The 20666-nt window shown below is 59.0% G+C and carries 22 protein-coding genes; 13 read left to right on the top strand and 9 right to left on the bottom strand.

Annotation, left to right across the window (positions count from 1 at the left end; all coding sequences use genetic code 11):
- Positions 1-42 precede the first annotated feature (42 nt).
- From trpS to K3758_RS02750, 5 genes are all read left to right on the top strand, one after another.
- Entirely contained in the window at positions 43-1059 is a 1017-nt protein-coding gene (gene trpS / locus K3758_RS02770) for a tryptophan--tRNA ligase (protein ID WP_259947432.1), read from the top strand.
- A 105-nt stretch (positions 1060-1164) separates the two neighbouring features.
- Positions 1165-1635 (top strand): VOC family protein, encoded by a 471-nt coding sequence (locus K3758_RS02765; RefSeq protein ID WP_259947430.1) that lies wholly within the window; start codon positions 1165-1167, stop codon positions 1633-1635.
- A gap of 160 nt (positions 1636-1795) precedes the next feature.
- Positions 1796-2902: a class II histone deacetylase gene (locus K3758_RS02760; protein WP_259947428.1), complete on the top strand. Its 1107-nt coding sequence runs from the start codon at positions 1796-1798 to the stop codon at positions 2900-2902.
- Positions 2903-2911: 9 nt separating this feature from the next.
- The gene (locus K3758_RS02755) at positions 2912-3484 is read left to right on the top strand and encodes a nitroreductase family protein (protein WP_259947426.1); all 573 of its coding nucleotides are present in this window, start codon (positions 2912-2914) and stop codon (positions 3482-3484) included.
- Positions 3475-4209 (top strand): EI24 domain-containing protein, encoded by a 735-nt coding sequence (locus tag K3758_RS02750; protein WP_259947425.1) that lies wholly within the window; start codon positions 3475-3477, stop codon positions 4207-4209. The genes K3758_RS02755 and K3758_RS02750 overlap by 10 nt, the downstream gene beginning before the upstream one ends.
- Here K3758_RS02750 and K3758_RS02745 read toward each other — a convergent pair.
- The gene (locus tag K3758_RS02745) at positions 4142-4435 is read right to left on the bottom strand and encodes a DUF1467 family protein (RefSeq protein ID WP_093927995.1); all 294 of its coding nucleotides are present in this window, start codon (positions 4433-4435) and stop codon (positions 4142-4144) included. The genes K3758_RS02750 and K3758_RS02745 overlap by 68 nt on opposite strands.
- A gap of 2 nt (positions 4436-4437) precedes the next feature.
- Positions 4438-4842 carry a methylmalonyl-CoA epimerase gene (gene mce, locus K3758_RS02740; RefSeq protein ID WP_259947420.1) on the bottom strand — a complete coding sequence of 135 codons (405 nt, stop codon included), beginning with the start codon at positions 4840-4842 and terminating at the stop codon, positions 4438-4440.
- 126 nt (positions 4843-4968) lie between these two features.
- Between mce and K3758_RS02735 the strand changes: the two genes are divergently transcribed.
- Positions 4969-5688, top strand: coding sequence for a response regulator (locus K3758_RS02735; protein WP_259947418.1), 720 nt, complete (start codon positions 4969-4971; stop codon positions 5686-5688).
- Positions 5689-5709: 21 nt separating this feature from the next.
- Here the strand turns inward: K3758_RS02735 and K3758_RS02730 are convergent, their stop codons facing one another.
- Positions 5710-6432, bottom strand: a complete 723-nt coding sequence (locus K3758_RS02730) for a GNAT family N-acetyltransferase (RefSeq protein WP_259947417.1) — start codon at positions 6430-6432, stop codon at positions 5710-5712.
- Positions 6433-6583: 151 nt separating this feature from the next.
- Here K3758_RS02730 and K3758_RS02725 point away from each other — a divergent pair, with 151 nt between their 5' ends.
- The 4 genes from K3758_RS02725 to K3758_RS02710 all read left to right on the top strand — a co-directional run bounded on the left by K3758_RS02725 (position 6584) and on the right by K3758_RS02710 (position 8753).
- Entirely contained in the window at positions 6584-6757 is a 174-nt protein-coding gene (locus K3758_RS02725) for a hypothetical protein (RefSeq protein WP_259947415.1), read from the top strand.
- A 59-nt stretch (positions 6758-6816) separates the two neighbouring features.
- Complete coding sequence (locus tag K3758_RS02720; RefSeq protein WP_120350127.1) at positions 6817-7293, top strand: hemerythrin domain-containing protein; 477 nt, start codon at positions 6817-6819, stop codon at positions 7291-7293.
- 112 nt (positions 7294-7405) lie between these two features.
- On the top strand, positions 7406-8038 hold the full coding sequence (locus tag K3758_RS02715) for an MT-A70 family methyltransferase (RefSeq protein ID WP_067623744.1): 633 nt from the start codon (positions 7406-7408) through the stop codon (positions 8036-8038).
- Entirely contained in the window at positions 8022-8753 is a 732-nt protein-coding gene (locus K3758_RS02710; RefSeq protein WP_236627484.1) for a BglII/BstYI family type II restriction endonuclease, read from the top strand. The genes K3758_RS02715 and K3758_RS02710 overlap by 17 nt, the downstream gene beginning before the upstream one ends.
- 29 nt (positions 8754-8782) lie before the next feature.
- Here the strand turns inward: K3758_RS02710 and aspS are convergent, their stop codons facing one another.
- The 6 genes from aspS to urtA all read right to left on the bottom strand — a co-directional run bounded on the left by aspS (position 8783) and on the right by urtA (position 16629).
- On the bottom strand, positions 8783-10558 hold the full coding sequence (gene aspS / locus K3758_RS02705) for an aspartate--tRNA ligase (protein WP_259947410.1): 1776 nt from the start codon (positions 10556-10558) through the stop codon (positions 8783-8785).
- A 158-nt stretch (positions 10559-10716) separates the two neighbouring features.
- The gene (urtE, locus tag K3758_RS02700; protein ID WP_259947407.1) at positions 10717-11412 is read right to left on the bottom strand and encodes an urea ABC transporter ATP-binding subunit UrtE; all 696 of its coding nucleotides are present in this window, start codon (positions 11410-11412) and stop codon (positions 10717-10719) included.
- Positions 11399-12154, bottom strand: a complete 756-nt coding sequence (gene urtD / locus K3758_RS02695) for an urea ABC transporter ATP-binding protein UrtD (protein ID WP_259947405.1) — start codon at positions 12152-12154, stop codon at positions 11399-11401. Before urtD ends, urtE begins: the two co-directional genes overlap by 14 nt.
- Positions 12151-13332 (bottom strand): urea ABC transporter permease subunit UrtC, encoded by a 1182-nt coding sequence (gene urtC / locus K3758_RS02690; protein WP_259947403.1) that lies wholly within the window; start codon positions 13330-13332, stop codon positions 12151-12153. Before urtC ends, urtD begins: the two co-directional genes overlap by 4 nt.
- Before the next feature lie 3 nt (positions 13333-13335).
- Complete coding sequence (gene urtB, locus K3758_RS02685; protein ID WP_259947401.1) at positions 13336-15264, bottom strand: urea ABC transporter permease subunit UrtB; 1929 nt, start codon at positions 15262-15264, stop codon at positions 13336-13338.
- Between the two features lie 78 nt (positions 15265-15342).
- A complete protein-coding gene (gene urtA, locus K3758_RS02680) occupies positions 15343-16629 on the bottom strand; it encodes an urea ABC transporter substrate-binding protein (protein ID WP_259947399.1) in 1287 nt (428 codons plus the stop codon).
- 669 nt (positions 16630-17298) lie between these two features.
- On the opposite strand from urtA, the gene gmd reads away from it, so the two are divergent.
- From gmd to K3758_RS02665, 3 genes are read left to right on the top strand one after another with little or no spacing between them, the layout of a single operon-like run.
- The gene (gmd, locus tag K3758_RS02675) at positions 17299-18417 is read left to right on the top strand and encodes a GDP-mannose 4,6-dehydratase (protein ID WP_259947397.1); all 1119 of its coding nucleotides are present in this window, start codon (positions 17299-17301) and stop codon (positions 18415-18417) included.
- 4 nt (positions 18418-18421) lie between these two features.
- Positions 18422-19381: a GDP-L-fucose synthase gene (locus K3758_RS02670; protein WP_259947395.1), complete on the top strand. Its 960-nt coding sequence runs from the start codon at positions 18422-18424 to the stop codon at positions 19379-19381.
- A gap of 5 nt (positions 19382-19386) precedes the next feature.
- Positions 19387-20592 carry a glycosyltransferase family 4 protein gene (locus tag K3758_RS02665; RefSeq protein ID WP_259947394.1) on the top strand — a complete coding sequence of 402 codons (1206 nt, stop codon included), beginning with the start codon at positions 19387-19389 and terminating at the stop codon, positions 20590-20592.
- Positions 20593-20666 lie beyond the last annotated feature (74 nt).

The following is a 20666-nucleotide window of genomic DNA, read 5'->3' as shown; positions in this document are numbered from 1 at the left end:
AAGCCTGCCGCGCAAGACTTTCCAGCCCAGAGGTGCCGCCCGATGTCCGAGACCCAATTCACCCCGCGCGTGTTTTCCGGCATTCAGCCCTCGGGCGACCTGCATCTGGGCAACTATCTGGGGGCGCTCAAACGCTTTGCCGATGCACAGGAACAGGGCGTTCAGTCGATCTATTGCATGGTCGACCTGCACGCGATCACGGTCCCGCAAAAACCCGAAGACCTCAAACGCAGCACCCGCGAACTCTGCGCCGGCTTCATCGCTTCGGGCATCGACCCGGAAAAATCCATCCTGATCAACCAAAGCCAAGTGCCCGAACACGCGCAACTGGCTTGGATTTTCAACTGCGTCGCCCGCATGGGCTGGATGGGCCGCATGACCCAGTGGAAAGACAAGGCCGGCAAAAATGCCGAGGCCGCGTCGCTCGGACTTTTCGCCTACCCCGCACTGATGGCCGCCGACATCCTTATCTACCACGCCACCCATGTGCCGGTGGGCGAGGACCAGAAACAGCACCTTGAATTGACCCGCGACATCGCCGCGAAGTTCAACCACGACTACGGCGTCGATTTCTTCCCCCTCACCGAACCAGTGATCGAAGGCGCGGCCACCCGCGTCATGTCCCTGCGCGACGGGTCCAAGAAAATGTCGAAGTCCGATCCTTCGCCCGCCAGCCGCATCAACCTCACCGACGATGCCGACACGATCGCCAAGAAATTCCGCAAGGCCAAGACCGACCCCGACGCTCTGCCGTCCGAGGCCGAGGGCCTAAAGGACCGCCCCGAAGCGCGCAACCTCGTGAACATCTACGCCGCCCTCAGCGACCAGACCATCGATCAAGTCTTGGCCGAAGTCGGCGGCCAGCAATTCGGCACCTTCAAACCCGCGCTGGCAGAACTGGCTGTATCCAAAATGGGCCCGATCACCGCCGAAATGCAGCGCCTGATGGCCGATGAGACCGAGATCGACCGCATCCTCGCCCGGGGCGCGGAACAGGCCCGCGAAATCACTACCCCGATCCTCAAACGCACTTATGAGATCGTCGGCATGGTCGGCTGACAGACCGGGGCTGCGCGCAATGCCGCACAGCCCCCCTGCTCTCCTGCGCAATTGCGCCTGCCCCCTCTCGCTGCCATCTTGATCGGAAAGCGAAAGGACCAAGCGATGAACCACGCAACCGTCGGCCATATACACCTCAAGGTCGCTGACCTTGACCGCGCCATTCATTTTTACGGCGACTTGCTGGGCTTTGCCGTGACCCAACGCTACGGCGATCAGGCTGCGTTTCTGGGCGCGGGCGGCTATCATCACCACATCGGGCTGAACACATGGGAAAGCGCGGGCGCCACACCGCCGCCGCCGGGCCATACCGGCCTTTACCACAGCGCCTTTCTCTACCCCGACCGACAGCAGCTCGCGCGCGCTCTGCGCCGGGTGCTTGAGGCTGGCATCACATTGGACGGCGCCGCCGATCACGGCGTCAGCGAAGCGGTCTACCTGCGCGATCCCGACAACAACGGTGTCGAGTTGTACCGGGACCGGCCCCAAACCGAATGGCCACGCGATGCGCAAGGCGACCTCAAAATGGTCAACTCCCCCCTCGATGTCGCCGCCCTACTGGCCGAAGCAAACTGACCGCAACGCTGCTCAAAGAGCCCCCCTTCCCCCTTCATCCTTTTCCAAATACCGAATCCCGCCCCCACCCCGCACACCACCGCCCGTGTGGACCCTTCCCGCCATGGACAAACCCGCGGCCCTGCGCCACCTTCCCCGCAGGGATGAAGGGGATCACACGATGACCACAGGTTTTTTCTGGGACGAACGCTGTTTCTGGCACGCAGGCGGGAACTACGCCTTTACCATGCCGGTCGGCGGTCTGGTGCAGCCCCTCGCGGCGGGCGGCCTGCCGGAAAACCCCGAAACCAAGCGCCGCATGAAGAACCTCATGGAGGTGACGGGGCTGTTCGCCGAACTCGACACCCGCAGCGCCGCCCCGGCCAGCCGCGAAGCGTTGGCACGGGTGCATCCCGAAAGCTACCTTGATGAATTCAAGCGTCTCTCTGATGCAGGCGGCGGAGACTTGGGCCATGCGGTCCCCTTCGCCCGCGGCGGCTATGAACTGGCCGCGCTGTCTGCCGGGCTGGCCATCGCCGCGGTCGACGCCGTGGCACGCGGCGATCTCGACAATGCCTATGCCCTCAGCCGCCCACCGGGGCATCACTGCCTGCCCGATCTGCCCAATGGGTTCTGCCTGCTGGCCAATATCGCCATCGCCATTGAGGCCGCCCAGGCTAAGGGGCTGGCCAAGCGCGTGGTCGTGCTGGACTGGGACGTGCACCACGGCAATGGCACCGAGGCGATCTATTATGACCGCGATGACGTGTTAACGATCTCTCTGCACCAAGAGGGGAATTACCCCATCGACACGGGCGCGCTGGCAGATCGCGGACGGGGTGCTGGCGAAGGCTATAACATCAACCTGCCGATGCACGCGGGCTCGGGCCATACCGCCTACTTACACGCGATGGACCGCGTGGTGATCCCCGCGATCACGGCTTTCGCCCCCGACATGATTATCGTCGCCTGCGGTTATGATGCGGCAATCGTCGACCCACTGGCGCGAATGCAGGCCACCGCCGCCACCTATGCCGAGATGACCAAGCGCATCCGCGACACCGCCGACAAGCTCTGCGACGGCAAGCTCGTGCTGGTGCATGAGGGCGGCTATTCCGAGGCCTATGTCCCCTTCTGCGGCCATGCCACGATCGCCACATTGGCGGGGAGCAGGATCGACGCGCCGGACCCGATGGCGCGGTCCCTGCACGCCCGCCAACCCTCGCCCGCCTTTGATGCCTTCCTGCGCCAGTCGATTGACGATATGGCGCAGGAACTGGACCTGTAAGAGACCGCAATGCCCGTAGCTGACCCTTCCGCCCTCGCCTTTTTGCAAAACCGCCGCTCGCGCCCGGCCAAGACCCTCGGACTGCCGGTGCCCGATGCCGAGGCCCTGCGCCCGCTACTCACCGCCGCCGCCCGCACGCCGGATCATGGGAAGCTGGAGCCGTGGCGTTTCGTGGTCATCGACCGCGCGGCGATGGCGCGATTGGCCGAAGTGGCTGAGAAACGCGGCGCGGCCCTTGGCCTCACGCCAGAGGATACCGCCAAGGGACGTGGCCAGTTTGACCAAGGCAACCTCGCCGTGGCGGTCATTGAGGTGCAAAAACCTTCGCCCAAGATCCCCCCACTGGAGCAGACCTATTCCGCCGGGGCCGTCTGCCTTGCGCTGCTCAACGCGGCGCTTGCCGCAGGCTGGGGTGCAAACTGGCTCAGCGGTTGGCCTTCCCATGACCGCGGCTTCATGGAGGAAGGCTTTGCCCTCGCCCCGCATGAGCGTATCGCGGGGATCATCCATATCGGCACCGAAACCGCCGCCCCACCAGAACGCCCGCGCCCGGACATCGACGGGATCACCACATGGCTGTAAGCGCGATCCTGCGGTCCTTTACCCGCGCACTTGGTCAATTGGGCGATGCGCGCTTTCGCAAGGTGGTCCTACTCGGCGTCGGCCTGTCGCTGGCGCTGCTGGTCGCGGCGACGGCGGGCTTTGCCTATCTGGTGGATTGGATCACGCCCGAAGACGCTTGGCTTCCGGTACTGGGCGAGGTCAACTGGCTTGACGATCTGCTGAGTTGGAGCGCGCTGATCCTGCTGATGGTGCTCTCGGTCTTTCTGATGGTGCCCGTCGCCTCGGCGATAACGTCGATGTTTCTAGATGACGTGGCCGATGCGGTGGAAGAGGTGCACTATCCCCATCTGCCCCCGGCGCACCAAGTCGGCATGGGCGATGCAATCCGCGATACCGTCAACTTCATGGGCGTGCTGGTGGGGGCAAACCTGCTGGCGCTGGTCCTCTACCTGCTCTTCGCCCCGGCGGCGCTGTTCATCTTCTGGGGGCTGAACGGGTTCTTGCTGGGGCGCGAATATTTCACCCTCGCCGCGCTGCGCCGCCATGGGCGGGACGAGGCGAAACGCCTGCGCCGCCGCCATGCGGGCACGATCTGGATGGCCGGGGTGCTGATGGCGGTGCCGCTGTCGGTGCCGCTGCTGAACCTGCTGATCCCGATCCTAGGGGCGGCGACCTTTACCCACCTGTACCATGCGTTGGTGCCGCATTCGGATGCAGCCAGCCTTCGATATCCGCCACGCTGACCCAGCCCGACAGGATGATCGTGGCGCAGATCGCCCAGATGATCGCAGCAACCAACGTAGTCCACAGCGCCTTGCGGCCCAAATGATGCTGCTCGGGCGCGCCCGCGTGGGTGCCCGGAACCACCTCGCCCGCGTCCCCTTGTGTTTGCACCCGGATTGGCAGGGCGATCAGGAACGTCATCGACCAGATGACGGCAAAAAGGACGAGGCCAGAAACGATACCCATGCTCAAACCTCCTCAAGCTCGACAAGCGCGCCGTTGAAGTCTTTGGGATGCAGGAACAGCACCGGCTTGCCATGGGCCCCGATCTTGGGCTCGCCCGAGCCCAAGACCCGCGCGCCGGTGGATTTCAGATGGTCCCGCGCCGCGATGATGTCCTCGACCTCATAGCAGATGTGGTGGATGCCGCCCGCCGGGTTCTTTTCCAGAAAGCCGTTGATCGGGCTGTCGTCGCCCAGAGGGTGCAGCAATTCGATCTTGGTGTTAGGCAGTTCGATGAAGATGACGGTCACGCCGTGATCCGGTTCGGCCTGCGGCGCGCCGACCTTGGCGCAAAGCGCGTGGCGATACTGATCCGCCGCCGCTTCGAGATCCGGCACGGCGATGGCCACATGGTTAAGACGTCCGATCATCTTGAATGCTCCTCGTGATTTGCCCGCTTTATGCCCGCCCGTCCGCTAAACAACAATGCGTCACGTTAACGCGTCGTTAGCCAACGCGGCGTAACGATTGTGCAGCAGAAGTTGTTGGAGGCAATCATGGACGACACCGACCCTTTCGAAAGAACCACCCCCACCCCCACGGCGGAGCGACCGCTGCTGGGCCTCACCGTTTTGGTGGTGGAAGACAGCCGTTTCGCTTGCGAGGCGATGCGCCTGCTCTGTCTACGCTCTGGCGCGCGGATCAGGCGGGCAGATAGTTTGCGCTCTGCCCGGCGCCATCTACAGGTCTATCGCCCCGCCGTGGCGCTGGTCGACCTTGGCCTGCCCGACGGCAGCGGTCTGGACCTGATCGCCGAACTCACACAAAGCACGCCCCGGGTGGAAACGATCATCGCCATCTCTGGCGACAGCCATATGGAGCCTGATGCCCGCGCGGCCGGGGTCGATGGGTTTATCGCGAAGCCGATTACATCGCTGTCATCCTTTCAGCAGGCCATTCTGAAAAACCTCCCCGAAGAGCGTCGCCCCGTGGGCCTGCGCGCCCTCCCGGATGAAGATGTCTCGCCGGACCGCATCGGCTTTCAAGATGACATTGCCCATATCGCGGGCGTGCTCGGCGGCGAACCGGATGAGCCCACGCTTGATTATGTCGCGCAATTTCTCTGCGGCGTTGCCCGCTCCGCGAATGACCTTAGGCTGGAAGAGGCGGCAAGGGCTCTGGCCCATAAACGCGCCCTCGGCCAACCCGCGGGACCAGAGGCCGCGACCATAGCCGGGATGATCCAGATCCGATTGACCGAAAAAATTGCGATTTAACTCATCCGGCAGGCAGGCCACTTAAAGCATCGGGTCGCTCGTTACACGAACAAGGCGGGTCAGATCGCCGAGCCGTTCCTTTTGTTGCCCCTGCCCGTCAAAATTACTGGGGGACAGCCAAGCTTCAAACGCCTCTTTCAGCGCGGGCCATTCCGTGTCGATCGCGGCGAACCAAGCCGTGTCGCGGTTGCGCCCCTTGACGATGGTCGCTTGCCGAAAGACACCCTCATAGCTCAACCCCAACCGCTGCGCGGCGCGGCGGGACGGACGGTTGAGCGCGTCGCATTTCCACTCGAACCGTCGGTAGCCCGCCTCAAAGGCCCATTGCATCATCAGGAATATCGCCTCGGTCGCCGCGGGAGTGCGCTGTAGGGCGGGGCTGAAGTTGATGTGGCCCACCTCGATACTGCCTGCCTCGGGCTTGATCCGCAGAAAACTTGCCACGCCCACCCATTGATCCCGCGCGCGGTCTTTCACTGCCATGAAATACGGATCAACCTGCGCTGCACTATCGCGCACCCAGCGGTGATACTGCGCCGCCGAAGAGAATGGCCCATAGGGCAGATAATCCCAAACGTGGTCCTCCCCCACATAGGCGGGGTAGAGCAGCGCGGCGTGTTTCTCTGCCGAAAGCGGCTCCAACACGACATGGCGCCCGGTGAGCACCTCACCGGCGGGCCGTTGGGGCTCTGCCCAATTCTCAATTGTGGGCCCGACAGGGCGCGGGTCTGATCTGCTGTTCATAGCAAAGTTATGCACCGCGCTTTTCGGGCCGCCAAGATGAATAAACTTGAAATAATCCCACCAGACCCCAGTCTTGGCCTCCAAGCTACACATTCACGCCACATTCAGCCTGCAGCATTATGCTAAACGCAAGCGACCCCCGGAGGGTGAGATGACCCAGCACCACGCCAAGGACAGCGCCAAACCCGCAAAGCCGGTCGATTGGATCGTTGTGGGCGCGAATGTTCTGGGGCTGGTGGTCGTTACTTTGGCGGCATTTCACGCCCAAACAGGCGGGTTGTTCCAGCAGGTCGCCAGCCAAGCGGCGAATGGCGCGGTCTTCTAGGGCGGGAACCTGCCGGTGGCTTCGGCGTTAGCCACAGGTAACACCAAAGGATTTTTCCCATGCCCTCCATCTATGACGCGATCAAAGAAGATCATGATGAACACCGCGCCTTGCTCAACACCATTGCCGACACCGAAGGCGACAGCGCCGAGCGCCGCAAGGCTTGGGACCGTTTTTACCATGACGTGAAATCCCACGCCGCCGCCGAGGAAGAGACCTTTTATTCCACGCTGATGTCCGAAACATGGGGCCAAGATCACGCGCGCCATTCGGTTCACGAACACCAGCAGCTTGACGATATCATGGAAGAGCTGCGCGAAACCGATATGTCGTCCTCTGCTTGGCTGACTCGTTTCAAGCAACTCAAACATGACTATGAACATCACATGGACGAGGAAGAAGACGAGCTTTTCACCCGCGCCAAGAAGGTCATCGGCGAGGAACATAACGACGCCTTCGGCGACAAGTTCCTGAAGCGTAAGGAAAAGGAAGCCAAGCTCATCGAGGAAAAGCGCGAAGACAGTCTTGAGGATTGACCGGACACGCTCTTCCCTGATAAACGCGTTCTCTTAACGTTCTTGTGGATATCCAGCCCCTCTGGGCAGGTAGCGGTTGCAAGAAAGCCCGAGGAAACGCAATATATTGGATATGAGCGATAATCCATCACAAGACCTACGCGACTTTCTGGGCAAAGACCGGTTTGGATGCGTCATGGCGGACCCGCCGTGGCGCTTCACCAACCGCACCGGCAAGGTCGCGCCCGAACATAAGCGCTTGGCCCGTTATCCCACGATGACGGTGGATGACATCTGCGCCCTGCCCGTGGCCGATCACCTCGAAGACCGCGCGCATTGTTACATGTGGGTGCCGAACGCGCTGTTGCCCGAGGGGCTGCAGGTGCTCAAGGCCTGGGGATTTGAATATAAATCCAATATCATTTGGCATAAAATCCGCAAAGATGGCGGCAGTGACGGGCGTGGCGTTGGGTTCTATTTCCGCAACGTGACCGAAATTTTGCTGTTTGGCGTGCGCGGCAAGAACGTGCGCACCTTGGATGCCGGGAGGCGTCAGGTGAACATGATGCAGACCCGCAAGCGGGAGCATTCGCGCAAGCCGGATGAGCAATATGACCTGATTGAAAGCTGCTCTTGGGGCCCCTACCTCGAACTGTTCGGGCGCGGTGTCCGCGAAGGCTGGACCGTTTGGGGCAATCAGGCCGAGGCGGATTACAAGCCCGATTGGAAGACCTACAGCTACAACTCCAGTGTCGCGGCTGAGTAATCTGGCGCGGCGCATCGACGACGCGGTGTTCGACGACGAAAGGCTTGTCGAAGACCTGCTGCCCGTCGATCTGCGCGATCGCTACTCCGTTACCAGCTACCGCAGCGCCGCCGCCGTGCTGCAACAGCGCGCGCCCGAAGAACTGGCCGCGATCATCCGCGTGCTGCGGCAGTTCACGATCAGCCGCAATGAAATCCGCGCGCCCGGGGGCAACCGCATGTCGGCCACCACCCGTTTCGCGCAATATGCGGCGGCCGAGAATTTCCACGAAGAAGTGCGCATCAAAGCCGATCTGTTGGTGCAACTTACCGCAGGCAAGGGCGACAGTGCCCCCGAGGTCGACCGCATCATCCGCGAGGACTTCATCCACAACCATATGGTCGACTTTTGGCGCAGCCGCGTGGCTTTCGACTATGAGTGGAACAGCAAAGACCAGACCTACGACCGTGACCTCTATGCCTTTCGCAGCTTTTTCGAAGCGGGGGTGATCGACGTTGGCGTCATCGTGACACGCGAACTGTCGAACGGGTTTTTCAAATCGCTCGGCAATTGCTTGGATAAATTCGGCAATGAGACCGACAAGACCGTAGCCGCGAAGTTCGGGGCCAGCACCACCGGCACCCATAAGCTTATCAGCCGCATCGCCGCCGGGCGCAGCGGCGGCTGCCCGGTTCTGGTGCTGGGCATCCTACCGGGCAATATCACCCCCGACTGAGCCGGGGATGACGCTTCATTCAGACAGGATCACTCCTGCGGGATGACCCGCAAGCCCAGTTCCATCAGCTGATCGCTGGTGGGTTCAGAAGGCGCGTTCATCATCAGGTCTTCGGCACGCTGGTTCATCGGGAAAAGGATAACTTCGCGGATGTTCTGCTCTTCGGCCAGCAGCATGACGATCCGGTCGATACCGGCGGCACAACCACCGTGGGGCGGGGCGCCGTATTGGAAGGCGTTGACCATGCCGCCAAAGCGCTTGCGCACCTCGTCTTCGCCATAGCCTGCGATCTCAAACGCCTTGAACATGATCTCGGGCTTGTGGTTTCGGATCGCACCCGAGACCAGCTCATAGCCGTTGCAGGCGAGGTCATATTGATAGCCCAGCACCTTGAGCGGATCACCCTGCAGCGCCTCCATCCCGCCCTGCGGCATGGAGAAGGGGTTGTGCTCAAAGTCGATCTTGCCGGTCTCTTCGTCACGCTCGTAGATCGGGAAATCGACGATCCATGCAAAGGCGAAACGTTCTTTGTCGGTGAGGTTCAACTCCTCGCCGATCACGTTCCGCGCGCGGCCTGCGACTGCTTCAAACGACTTCGGCTTGCCACCGAGGAAGAAGGCCGCGTCGCCGACACCCAGATCCAACTGCTGGCGGATCGCCTCGGTGCGCTCGGGGCCGATGTTTTTGGCCAGCGGGCCAGCCGCCTCCATCCCGTTGCCCTGATCGCGCCAGAAGATATAGCCCATGCCGGGCAGACCTTCTTTTTGGGCAAAGGCGTTCATACGGTCGCAGAACTTGCGGCTGCCGCCCTTGGGCGCGGGGATCGCGCGGATTTCGGTGCCGTCCTGCTCCAGCAACTTGGCGAAAATCGCGAAGCCGGAATCGCGGAAATGGTCCGAGACCACCTGCATCTTGATCGGGTTGCGCAGGTCGGGCTTGTCCGAGCCATACCACAGCGCCGCGTCTTTGTAGGAAATTTGTTCCCAGGTCTCATCGACCTTTTTGCCGCCGCCGAACTCTTCGAAGATGCCTGCGATCACCGGCTGGATCGTGTCGAAAACGTCCTGCTGGGTGACAAAGGACATCTCCATGTCGAGCTGGTAGAAATCGGTGGGCGAGCGGTCGGCGCGCGGGTCTTCATCGCGGAAGCAGGGCGCGATCTGGAAATACTTATCAAAGCCCGAGACCATCAGCAGCTGTTTGAACTGCTGCGGCGCCTGTGGCAGGGCGTAGAACTTGCCCGGGTGCAGACGGCTGGGCACGAGGAAGTCGCGCGCGCCTTCGGGGGAAGATGCGGTGATGATCGGCGTCTGGAACTCACGGAAGTTCTGATCCCACATGCGCTTGCGGATGGAGGTCACAACGTCGGAGCGCAGCGCCATGTTCTTTTGCATCTTCTCGCGACGCAGGTCGAGGTAACGATAGCGCAGGCGCGTCTCTTCGGGGTATTCCTGCTCGCCGAAGACCTGAAGCGGCAGTTCAGCGGCGGAGCCCAGCACTTCAATGTCGCGCGCATAGACCTCAATCTCGCCGGTGGGCAGCTTGGGGTTCACAAGGCTTACGTCCCGCGCCTTTACGGTGCCATCAATGCGCACGCACCATTCCGCGCGGACTTTTTCCATCTCGGCGAAAGCCGGGCTGTCAGGGTCGCAGATGACCTGAGTGATCCCGTAATGGTCGCGCAGGTCCAAAAACAGCACACCGCCGTGGTCCCGCACCCGGTGCACCCAGCCGGACAGGCGCACAGTGTCACCCTTGTTCTCAAGGCTCAGATCGGCACAGGTATGGCTGCGATAGGCGTGCATGATGGTCCCTTCCTAGGGCTATTTCAGGTTTCGCGCAGGTACACCGTTTGACGGTCGGGAAGTCAAGACTTTGCTGCCCCGCCGCTTCACAATAATAGAAGGGTTTTGTGCCTTACGGGCAAGCCGGGCCTGCGCGCAAGACGGGCAACAGCGATCACTTATAGCGCAAGCGCGTCCAAAAGTTGCGCGCGTTGGGCTTCGGATTTTGGGATCGATTGGGTGATTTTGCCGCGCTGCATGACGTGGAAATGATCGGCATTAAGGTAGGCAAATTCGAAATTCTGCTCCACCAGCACGATGGCCAATTCCCCCCGATCCCGCAGAAGGCGAATGGTATGGCCAATCATCTGGATGATATTGGGCTGAATTCCTTCGGTCGGTTCATCCAACAGCAGCACCTTGGGGCGGGCGATAAGCGCCCGGGCAATGGAAAGCTGCTGTTGTTGCCCACCAGACAAGTCCCCCCCGCGCCGGGCCTTCATCTCAGCGAGGACCGGAAAAAGCTCAAAAATGTCATCCGGGATCTTATGCTTGGATTTGGGAAGGCAGGCAAAGCCCGTTTCAAGGTTCTCTTGAACGGTCATCAGCGGAAATATCTCGCGCCCCTGTGGCACATATCCGACGCCCGCTTTGGCCGACAGGGCCGCACGGCCCGGGTGCAATTCCTCACCATCAAGCCTGATCCGCCCGCCCGAAAAAGGATGCCGCCCGGCGATGGCTTTCAGCAAGCTGGTTTTGCCGACCCCATTGGTGCCCGTCACACAGGTCACCTGCCCCACGGGCGCGTTCAACGTGACCTCATGAAGTATCTGAGATTGCCCGTATTTCAGGTTTAGGTTCTCAATCTCCAGCATCGCTGCGCCCCAAATAAACGTCGATAACAGTCTGGTTGTTGGTGACATGATCCAGCGACCCTTCGGCCAGCACCGATCCTTCGTGCAACACGGTCACCTTGCAATTCAGCCGCCGCACGAACTCCATATCGTGTTCCACCACGATAACGGCGCGGGTCTCGGCGGCCGTTTTCAGAATGTCTGTGGTGTGTTCGCGTTCATGCGCCGTCATGCCTGCGGCGGGCTCATCCACCAGCAGCAAGCGGGGCGATTGCGCAAGGAGCATCCCGATCTCCAGCCACTGCTTTTGCCCGTGGCTTAACTCTCCGGCGGGGCGGGAAAGATGGGCGGTCAGGTTGATCTCATCGGCGATCTTTTCAAGCCGCGCCGCCCCTTCCGAGGTCTTGCGGTGGAACAGCACCGAGAACGTGCCACGCGGGTTCTTTAACGCCATGGCAAGGTTTTCGCGCACGGTTTGCGCCTCAAACACTGTCGGCTTTTGAAACTTGCGCCCAATCCCAAGCATCGCGATCTGGCTTTCCGACATGCCAATAAGAGAGCGGCTGTCATCACCAAACAGAATATAGCCTTCATCCGGTTTTGTCTTGCCGGTGATGATGTCCATAAAGGTCGTCTTGCCCGCGCCATTGGGGCCGATCACCGCGCGCAATTCCGGTTCACCGATCTGTAGACTAAGGTTCTTGATCGCCTGAAACCCGTCAAAAGATTTCGAAATTCCGGACATTTCCAAAAGAGAACTCATGACTTGCGCACCAGTTTGTCAAAGAGGCCGCCGATGCCCTTGGGGGCAAACAGCGTGATAAGTACAAAGCTCAGGCCGAGCAGCACCAGCCACCAATCGACCCAATGGATCGTATAGACCCCCAGATTGATGCTGGGCGCGCCGCCGCCCGTAAACCAACTGGACAAAAGCGAGACCACTGCCGCACCGATCACCGCGCCGTAAAGCCGGCCCCGCCCGCCGATGGCGACCCATACCGCGAGATAGATCGACGCGATGGGGGCGATTTCAGCCGGGTTGATGATGCCCGCTTGCGGGTAATAAAGCGCACCGGCGATGCCTGCGACGATGGCGGTGATGGTGAAGACGAAGAGTTTATAGCTCTCTACATGGTAGCCCAGAAAACGAACGCGCGATTCATCGTCACGGATGGCTTGGATGACATTGCCCAGCTTGCTGTCGGTGATCCACGCGAAAAACAGATAGCCCAGAGCAAGCGCCAAGGCAGAGGCTAGGAAAAAGACGATGGAAACAGCGTCTTGGCCGCTTTCGGCGAAGCCGGGGATGTTTTGCAGGCCCGACAGGCCGTTGTTGCCACGTAAGCCGCTATCGTTCTGAAACAGGTAGAGCGCGAGCGCCAGTGTCATGGCTTGGGTCAGGATCGACAGGTAAACGCCGTTGACGCGGCTGCGGAATGCAAGCCAGCCAAAGACCAGCGCAAGAGCGCCGGGGATCAGCACGACGAAGGCCAATTGGATAAAAAGGTTGTCCGCGAAGGCCCAGATCAAAGGGAATTCCGATGAGCCGACGACACCGAAAATTTGGTTTCCGATGGCGTCTGAAATCTCTTGCGGGGTTGGCGGGATGACCTGACCTGCGAGGCTGTCCGCGACGATGTTTTCCGTACGCGCATACATGAGCCACATCCCGATGGCGTAGCCGCCGATCCCGAAAAAGGCGAAATGACCGAGGCTAAGGATGCCGCAATACCCCCAAACCACGTCCATCGCGATGGCCACGAGGCAAAGACACAGGGCCTTGCCCAATGTCTTGACGAAGGAGGTTGAGACAAGACCGGTACCGGCGGCTTCGGACATCACCGTCACAAGGACTGTAAAGAGACCCAGTGCGGCAAGGAAGTAGAGAACCGAAGGATTGCGGCCGATGAAAGACCGTCGTTGGCTGTGCGTCTGGGTCATGGCTCAATCCGCCGCTGCCCGGCCTTTGGGGGCAACGATGCCCTTGGGCCGGAATTGAATGAACAGGATGATGAAAAGGATCATGTAGGTCTGTGCCGCCAGTGTGTTGGACGGGTTCAACCACTCGATCCCCTTTTGCAGGAAGCCAATCAGCCCCGCTCCGGCCAGCGTGCCGAATACCGATCCAACACCGCCCACTACGACGGTCATGAAGCTTTGCACAATATAGTTCGCGCCCATTTCAGAGGTGACCTGCGCATAAAGGCCGATGCCGACGCCCGCGACCCCTGCGATTCCCGACCCCAGCCCAAAGGTCATCATATTGATCCGGTCAGGGTTGATGCCCATCGAGGCCGCCATGCCGGGGTTTTGCGTCACCGCGCGCACCTCCAAACCAAGGCGCGTGCGCTTGAGGATATACAGCAGCAAAAATAGAAAGATCAGCGCCAGCACGAATATGGCGATGCGGATGTAACTGATTTGAACCACATCCGAGATCACGAGCGCGCCCCGAAGCCACTCAGGCGAGGTCAACGGACGGGCCTGCGTGCCAAAGATATTCTTGGCGATTTGCTGCAAGGCGATCGAGATGCCGAAGGTCGCCAACAAGGTTTCGAGCGGGCGATGGTAGAGATGCCGGATCACCAGCCGCTCCATCGCGACACCCGCCCCAAAGGTAACGGCAAAGGCTAGCGGCAGCGCGATGAGCAGCGAGACCGTGTAGTCAGGAACGATGAGTTGCACGACATAGCCCGTATAGGCGCCCATCATGATAAACTCGCCATGGGCCATGTTGATGACTCCCATCTGCCCAAAGGTGATCGCCAGCCCAATCGCTGCGAGGAAATAAATCGAGGCCAGCGACAAACCGTCCAACGTCAAATCAAAGGTCTGCGCCCAGCCGACCTGCGTCTCAACCGCGTCAAGCGTGGTGCGGGCAGCGTCGGTGATCGCCCTGTCATCCTCTTCGTAGCGTTCATAGAAGACGGCATTCTGCAGGGCGGTGACGATATCATCCGGCGTTACCAACGGCGGGACGGTCCCCGCCTCGGCAAGCGCGCGATACGCATCCATCCGCCTGTCCGGGTCGTCCAATTGCGCCAAAGGGATGCCGCCGACGCGGCCATCGACGATATTGGCTTCAAGGGCAGCGCGAATATCACTGGGCGGCACGATTGCAGGGGCAAGTTCAGCTTCGACCAGCGTCTCATAGCTTGCCGAAGGGTCCGCCATGGGGTCAAGAATGCGGGCGATGTTACCCTCGGGCTGCTCTGCCGCAACGCCTGTCCTTACAGATAGAATTTGGTTCAGCACCGCGCGGGCTTCGAGAGAGGTGTCTGAAGACAGGCTTTCGATCGCACGAATGCGCGCCTCGGGGGCCGCTCCGAAGCGCGCGGTCAAGAAATTGCTCAGTTGCTCTTTGCGGGCGCGCAGGATGGGATCATTCTCTCCTTCGAGCGAGGCCAAGAGCGGGTCAAGCTGGCTGGCATCACTGCGTCGCGCGATGCTTTCAAGGGCGGCGCTGCGGCGTTCGGGGTCGGGATCAGACAGTTGGAACTGCACCAATGCCGTGCCGATGACACGCCGCACGCCGCCGTTGGGGCGCAGCTGGCTGAAACTGTCTGAAGAAGCCGTCGTCTCTTCGCCCGTATCAACGTCGCGCAGCGCGAGTGTATCGCCGGCTTCCTTCGCAAAGTAGAACAGGCCCGTTGCATCGTCTTGCCAGACGCTCCGCTCGGCCCATTGCTCAAGAAAAACAGGAACCTGCGGCAGGCCCGATGCTACCAGATTGTCCAGCAATACGCCGACCGACTTGCGCGATGGCTTGGCCACCTCTTCGGCGTGGGTCTGCAATACAGACTGAAGTTCCTGAGCGGGTGCAAGACTGGCGGATGTCAGCAAGCACATCAGGCTGAGCAGTATTCGAACCATGAGATATGGGGCTTTCGGACGGAAAGAGTGTTTAGAAAGAGTGTCGGGCGCGGCTGAGGACGCGCCCGACTGTTGGCGTTAGTAATTCGAGGTCAACTGGACGCAGGTCTTGGTTTCGGTATTGTACATGCCGCACTCAAGTTCTTTCCAATCGGAGACCAGAACAGCCGATTCAGGCAAGAAGTCCGTCCATGCATCGCCGGGCACTTCTTCGGTCTGGCTGATGATGTCGAACTGGCCGTCAGAGGTGATTTCACCGATCAAGACAGGCTTGGCGAGGTGGTGATTGGGCAGCATGACCGCCGTCCCGCCGGTGAGGTTCGGAAATTCCTGCCCATACATCGCCGCACGCACCGCATCCACATCCGTGGTGCCCGCTTCGGTGACCGCATTCACCCACATGTTGAAACCGATGTAATGGGCTTCCATCGGGTCGTTGGTCACGCGGTCTTCGCCCATTGCCTCTTTCCAAGCGGCAACCCATTCGTCGTTTGCGTCGGATTCTGCGGATTGAAAGTAGTTCCACGCCGCGAGGTGGCCGACAAGATCAGCGGTATCGAGGCCCGAAAGTTCTTCTTCCCCGACCGAGAATGCCACGACCGGAATGTCGTCAGCCGAGATACCGGCAGCCGCCAACTCCTTGTAAAAGCCGATATTCGCGTCGCCGTTGATGGTCGAGATCACGCCCACCTGAGAGCCATCCGCCCCCAGTTCGACCACATCCGCCACAATGGTGGACCAGTCCGAATGCCCGAAGGGTGTATAGTTAACGAAGATGTTTTCCTTGGGGATGCCCTTGCCCAAAAGGTACTGTTCAAGGATATTGTTGGTGGTTCTGGGATAGACATAGTCTGTGCCGAGCAGAGCAAATTTCTCGACGCCCAGTTCCTCCAGGAAATAATCGGTCGCAGGGATCGCCTGCTGATTCGGGGCCGCGCCCGTATAGAACACGTTGCGCGAGCTTTCCTCGCCCTCATACTGAACCGGGTAGAACATCAGGCCGTTCAACTCTTCCAGAACAGGCAATGCGGATTTGCGCGAAACAGATGTCCAAGAGCCGAAGATGACATCCACCTCGGACACGGTCAAAAGCTCACGCGCCTTTTCGGCGAACAAAGGCCAGTCCGAGGCGGGATCCACGACAACGGCTTCGATTTCGCAATCCAACAGGCCCCCCGCAGCGTTTTGTTGCGTAATCAAAAGCTCCATCGTGTCTTTCAACGTGGTCTCGGAAATGGCCATCGTGCCGGACAGAGAGTGCAGCACGCCAACCTTGATCGGGTCCTCGCATGCCGCGCTGGCAGCTGAACCTGCGATCAATAGGGCAGCGGTCGCAGTAAGTGTGCGTTTGGTGGAAAGTCTCATTACGGTATCCCCGTTTGGTGTGCGGAAGAGCGGAGACGCAAGCATGCCAAAGGCCAAATGCTTTTCCACACAGCGTTTATTATAGTTACGCGCGGATGGCCCCCTTGCCGGACTTCTCGTTCGCGACGCCCCGTAGCGGAGCCTCTACAGCCTCAGTTTAGAGGGCCGAGCCAGCAAGCCCTGACCCCGAGGAAGCTTCCGCACCGCAGAAAGGGTGCTGTATGATTGGGCAGCTGGAAGCCGAACTGTGAAATTTTGGGCACCTAGCGTATGGGGTGCGCGCTGTTCTGCGGCAGTTCGGTATTTGGGATGAAGGCGGCCCGTGTGTGGAAGGCGTGAGGGATACAGTCCGCTGGGTGGGAAGGACATGCCCACTCCAACGCCAGCGAGAGCGCGCCCTACAGGGCGTCAGAGGGCTAAATCTATTGGGTAGTCCGGTGGCGGGAGCGCGATTTGGGAGATGGCGTGAAGTGGAAAAACTGTGAGAAAGCGGTGGCAATCAGGCCGTTGTCATAAATTCGCTACCTGCTCATGAATTGAACTAATTCGACCAACTATGTCCGCCCCAAGGCAAGGCAGCGCACCTTGCCTTGACCTTCGCGGTCATCACAGTCTAAGTCAGCCAGAAAATTTTAGAAATTCATCTTGAAAAATTTAGGAAGCCACATAGTGAAAAAAGCTATTATCACGGGCATTACGGGCCAGGATGGGTCTTACTTGGCAGAGTTCCTGCTAGAGAAAGGCTACGAAGTTCACGGGATTAAGCGACGGGCTTCTCTCTTCAATACGAGCCGTATCGACCACATCTATGAGGATCCCCACAACGACAATTCCCGGTTTCACCTGCACTACGGAGACCTGACGGATTCCTCGAACCTTACCCGTATCATCAGCGAAGTGCAGCCTGACGAAATCTATAACCTTGGTGCCCAATCGCATGTGGCAGTGAGCTTTGAAGCTCCCGAGTACACCGCAGATGTCGACGCGATGGGCACCCTGCGCCTCTTGGAAGCCATCCGCTTTCTAGGCTTGGATAAAAAAACGCGCTTTTACCAAGCCTCGACATCAGAACTTTACGGGCTTGTACAAGAGATCCCCCAGACCGAGACGACACCCTTTCACCCGCGGTCTCCCTATGCGGTCGCAAAGATGTATGCCTATTGGATCTGTGTGAACTACCGTGAGGCCTACGACATGTTCGCCTGCAACGGCATCCTGTTCAACCACGAGAGCCCGCGCAGGGGTGAGACATTCGTAACTCGCAAGATCACCCGCGGCCTAGCCAATATCGCGATGGGATTGGAAGATTGCCTCTATATGGGGAACATCGATAGCCTCCGCGACTGGGGCCATGCGAAGGACTATGTCCGAATGCAGTGGATGATGTTGCAACAGGACAAGCCAGAGGACTTTGTCATTGCGACTGGCGTACAATATTCGGTACGCGAATTCATCCAGTGGACCGCATCAGAGCTAGGCGTCGATCTGGAATTCAGCGGCACTGGCGTCGATGAGATCGCGACTGTTGCGAACATCACCGGAGATAAGGCGCCAATGCTTAAGGTTGGCGATGTGATCATGAGGATCGACCCGCGCTACTTCCGCCCTGCTGAGGTCGAAACACTCTTGGGTAATCCCGCCAAGGCGAAGAAAGTTTTGGGCTGGGAGCCAGAGATTACGGCTCAGGAGATGTGCGCAGAAATGGTGGCCGATGATCTAAGAGCGGCTCATAGACACGCGCTCTTGAAGTCTCATGGCCTTCAGGTTCCAGTTAGCCTGGAAGGATAATCCGATGAAAGTCTTTCTTGCGGGTCATCGCGGAATGGTCGGGGGAGCAATTCTCCGAAAACTTGAAGCTCGCGGCAACGACGAGATCATCACGAGGACAAGCAGTGAACTTGACCTGTGTGATCAAGCTGCAGTGCGGGAGTTCATGGACTCAGAAAAGCCTGACGCCGTCATATTGGCTGCAGCGCGTGTCGGCGGCATCATGGCTAACAGCACCTACCCGGCTGATTTCATCTATGACAACCTGCTAATCCAAACCAACGTGATCGGGCAAGCGCATGCGGCGGGCGTACAAAAACTGCTCTTTCTTGGGTCATCCTGCATCTATCCACGTGACGTCGAACAGCCGATGTCCGAAAGCGCACTTCTGACAGGCATCCTCGAACCGACAAATGAACCTTATGCGATCGCCAAGATCGCTGGGATCAAGCTATGCGAAAGCTTCAACCGGCAGCATGGGCGGGACTACCGATCAGTCATGCCCACCAATCTTTATGGCCCGGGGGATAACTTTCACCCGGAGAAAAGCCATGTTCTGCCAGCGATGATCAGAAGGTTCCATGAGGCGAAGCTGGCGGGCCTCGAGAGTGTCGTAATTTGGGGAACGGGGACACCCCTCCGAGAATTTTTGCACGTCGATGATATGGCGGAGGCAAGCCTATTTGTCATGGACCTGCCAAATGACATCTACGAGCGGGAAACCAAGGAAATGCTGTCCCATATCAATGTGGGATATGGCACCGATGTATCGATCAGGGAACTGGCCGAGCTTGTGCGTGAAGTGGTTGGCTTTGAAGGTGGCATTGAGTTTGACGACAGCAAACCTGACGGGACACCCAGAAAGCTGATGAACAGCGAGCGCTTACACCGGCTGGGCTGGAAGGCAAGCACAGCGCTGCGAGAAGGGATCGAAAGCACCTACTTTTGGTACCAAGATCACATTGATGACTTTCGGTCGAAGTAGAGCCAATGAAAACCCAAGAGTATACCGCGCGACAAACCATCATGGTCCATGACTATGCTGGCCACCCGTTCACTGCTGAACTTTCAAGAGAGCTCGCTCGCAATGGATATATTGTACATCATGTCTTTTTTGCCGGCGACAAAGGGCCCAAAGGAAGGAATCTACGTGAGGCCGATGATCCTGATCTGCTGACCTTCCATGCTGTCGACATTGACCGAGACTATTCAAAGACAAACCTCTTCGCCAGAAGAAGCTGCGATATCGAATACGGCAACAAGATTGCCGCTTTGATTGGAAAATTGCGACCCGACATCGTTCTTTCCGGGAACACCCCCACAGAAACGCAAGAACCGATCCTAAAGGCCACAAAAAAACACGCGGCAAAGTTCATCTTTTGGTGTCAGGATTTTTACTCGATCGCCGCCAAAGAAATCCTTTCAAAGAAAATCCCGGTTCTAGGGGCCATGATAGGTAGCTACTACACTCATTTGGAAAAACGCCAAATGAGGAACTCCGACCACATCGTCCATATTACAGAAGCATTCCGACAACAGACGGATGAATGGGGAATACCAGCCGAGAATGTAAGCGTGATTCCAAATTGGGCCGCGATCTCTGCAATTTCGGTTAGAGATAGAGAAAACTCGTGGAGCGCGGCACAGCAACTTAGCAAGGGTCGACGCATTATCTACTCAGGCACTCTTGCGCTGAAACACAACCCGCGTCTTTTGTTGGCCCTAGCCGAGAGCATCGATCCCCCAGATGAGCTGATCGTCATAGCAAATGGCGTGGGTATGGACTGGCTGCGCGAACAGAAGCTCAACAAGCCAACTCTTCGATGTCTGCCTTTGCAACCCATTGAAGTGTTCGAAGAGGTCTTGGCTTCCAGTGACGTTCTCGTGGCGGTTATCGAAGAAGACGCCGGGCGCTTCTCGGTCCCGTCGAAAGTGTTGAGCTATCTATGTGCAGGTCGCCCAATAGTCCTCGCGGCGCCCGCGGACAACCTAGCGGCTCAAATCGTGGAAGAAACCAAGGCAGGATTGACTTCAGGACCTCAGGATATCGACGCTTTCGTGAAATCCGTCCATTCATTTTTGAACAGTCCGAAAGATCGACGATTGAGTGGCGCAGCCGGTCGATCTTATGCCGAACAAACGTTCCAAATTGACAAGGTTGCCGAAGCGTTTCGTCGCGTGTTTGTAGAAGTTTAGATGATGGCGATACATTACTTCATGTTAAAATAAACGAAGCAAAACAGTTTCGCAGAATTTCTTTTTACCGTCAG

This window comes from Sulfitobacter sp. W002, assembly GCF_025142135.1.
Classification (GTDB): Bacteria; Pseudomonadota; Alphaproteobacteria; order Rhodobacterales; family Rhodobacteraceae; genus Sulfitobacter; species Sulfitobacter profundi.
Note: the sequence above shows the minus strand (reverse complement) of the source record. Positions and strands in the feature narration are given on the sequence as shown.

Bases quoted from the DNA above. Each gene is read 5' to 3' on its own strand.
- K3758_RS02720 (WP_120350127.1), top strand. From the start codon at position 6,817: ATGCCCTCCATCTATGACGCGATCAAAGAAGATCATGATGAACACCGC.
- mce (WP_259947420.1), bottom strand. From the start codon at position 4,842: ATGATCGGACGTCTTAACCATGTGGCCATCGCCGTGCCGGATCTCGAA.
- K3758_RS02670 (WP_259947395.1), top strand. From the start codon at position 18,422: ATGAAAGTCTTTCTTGCGGGTCATCGCGGAATGGTCGGGGGAGCAATT.
- urtD (WP_259947405.1), bottom strand. From the start codon at position 12,154: ATGAGTTCTCTTTTGGAAATGTCCGGAATTTCGAAATCTTTTGACGGG.
- urtE (WP_259947407.1), bottom strand. From the start codon at position 11,412: ATGCTGGAGATTGAGAACCTAAACCTGAAATACGGGCAATCTCAGATA.
- trpS (WP_259947432.1), top strand. From the start codon at position 43: ATGTCCGAGACCCAATTCACCCCGCGCGTGTTTTCCGGCATTCAGCCC.
- K3758_RS02760 (WP_259947428.1), top strand. From the start codon at position 1,796: ATGACCACAGGTTTTTTCTGGGACGAACGCTGTTTCTGGCACGCAGGC.
- K3758_RS02665 (WP_259947394.1), top strand. From the start codon at position 19,387: ATGAAAACCCAAGAGTATACCGCGCGACAAACCATCATGGTCCATGAC.
- urtC (WP_259947403.1), bottom strand. From the start codon at position 13,332: ATGACCCAGACGCACAGCCAACGACGGTCTTTCATCGGCCGCAATCCT.
- aspS (WP_259947410.1), bottom strand. From the start codon at position 10,558: ATGCACGCCTATCGCAGCCATACCTGTGCCGATCTGAGCCTTGAGAAC.
- K3758_RS02765 (WP_259947430.1), top strand. From the start codon at position 1,165: ATGAACCACGCAACCGTCGGCCATATACACCTCAAGGTCGCTGACCTT.
- K3758_RS02750 (WP_259947425.1), top strand. From the start codon at position 3,475: ATGGCTGTAAGCGCGATCCTGCGGTCCTTTACCCGCGCACTTGGTCAA.
- K3758_RS02745 (WP_093927995.1), bottom strand. From the start codon at position 4,435: ATGGGTATCGTTTCTGGCCTCGTCCTTTTTGCCGTCATCTGGTCGATG.
- K3758_RS02735 (WP_259947418.1), top strand. From the start codon at position 4,969: ATGGACGACACCGACCCTTTCGAAAGAACCACCCCCACCCCCACGGCG.
- K3758_RS02715 (WP_067623744.1), top strand. From the start codon at position 7,406: ATGAGCGATAATCCATCACAAGACCTACGCGACTTTCTGGGCAAAGAC.
- urtA (WP_259947399.1), bottom strand. From the start codon at position 16,629: ATGAGACTTTCCACCAAACGCACACTTACTGCGACCGCTGCCCTATTG.
- K3758_RS02730 (WP_259947417.1), bottom strand. From the start codon at position 6,432: ATGAACAGCAGATCAGACCCGCGCCCTGTCGGGCCCACAATTGAGAAT.
- K3758_RS02725 (WP_259947415.1), top strand. From the start codon at position 6,584: ATGACCCAGCACCACGCCAAGGACAGCGCCAAACCCGCAAAGCCGGTC.
- urtB (WP_259947401.1), bottom strand. From the start codon at position 15,264: ATGGTTCGAATACTGCTCAGCCTGATGTGCTTGCTGACATCCGCCAGT.
- K3758_RS02755 (WP_259947426.1), top strand. From the start codon at position 2,912: ATGCCCGTAGCTGACCCTTCCGCCCTCGCCTTTTTGCAAAACCGCCGC.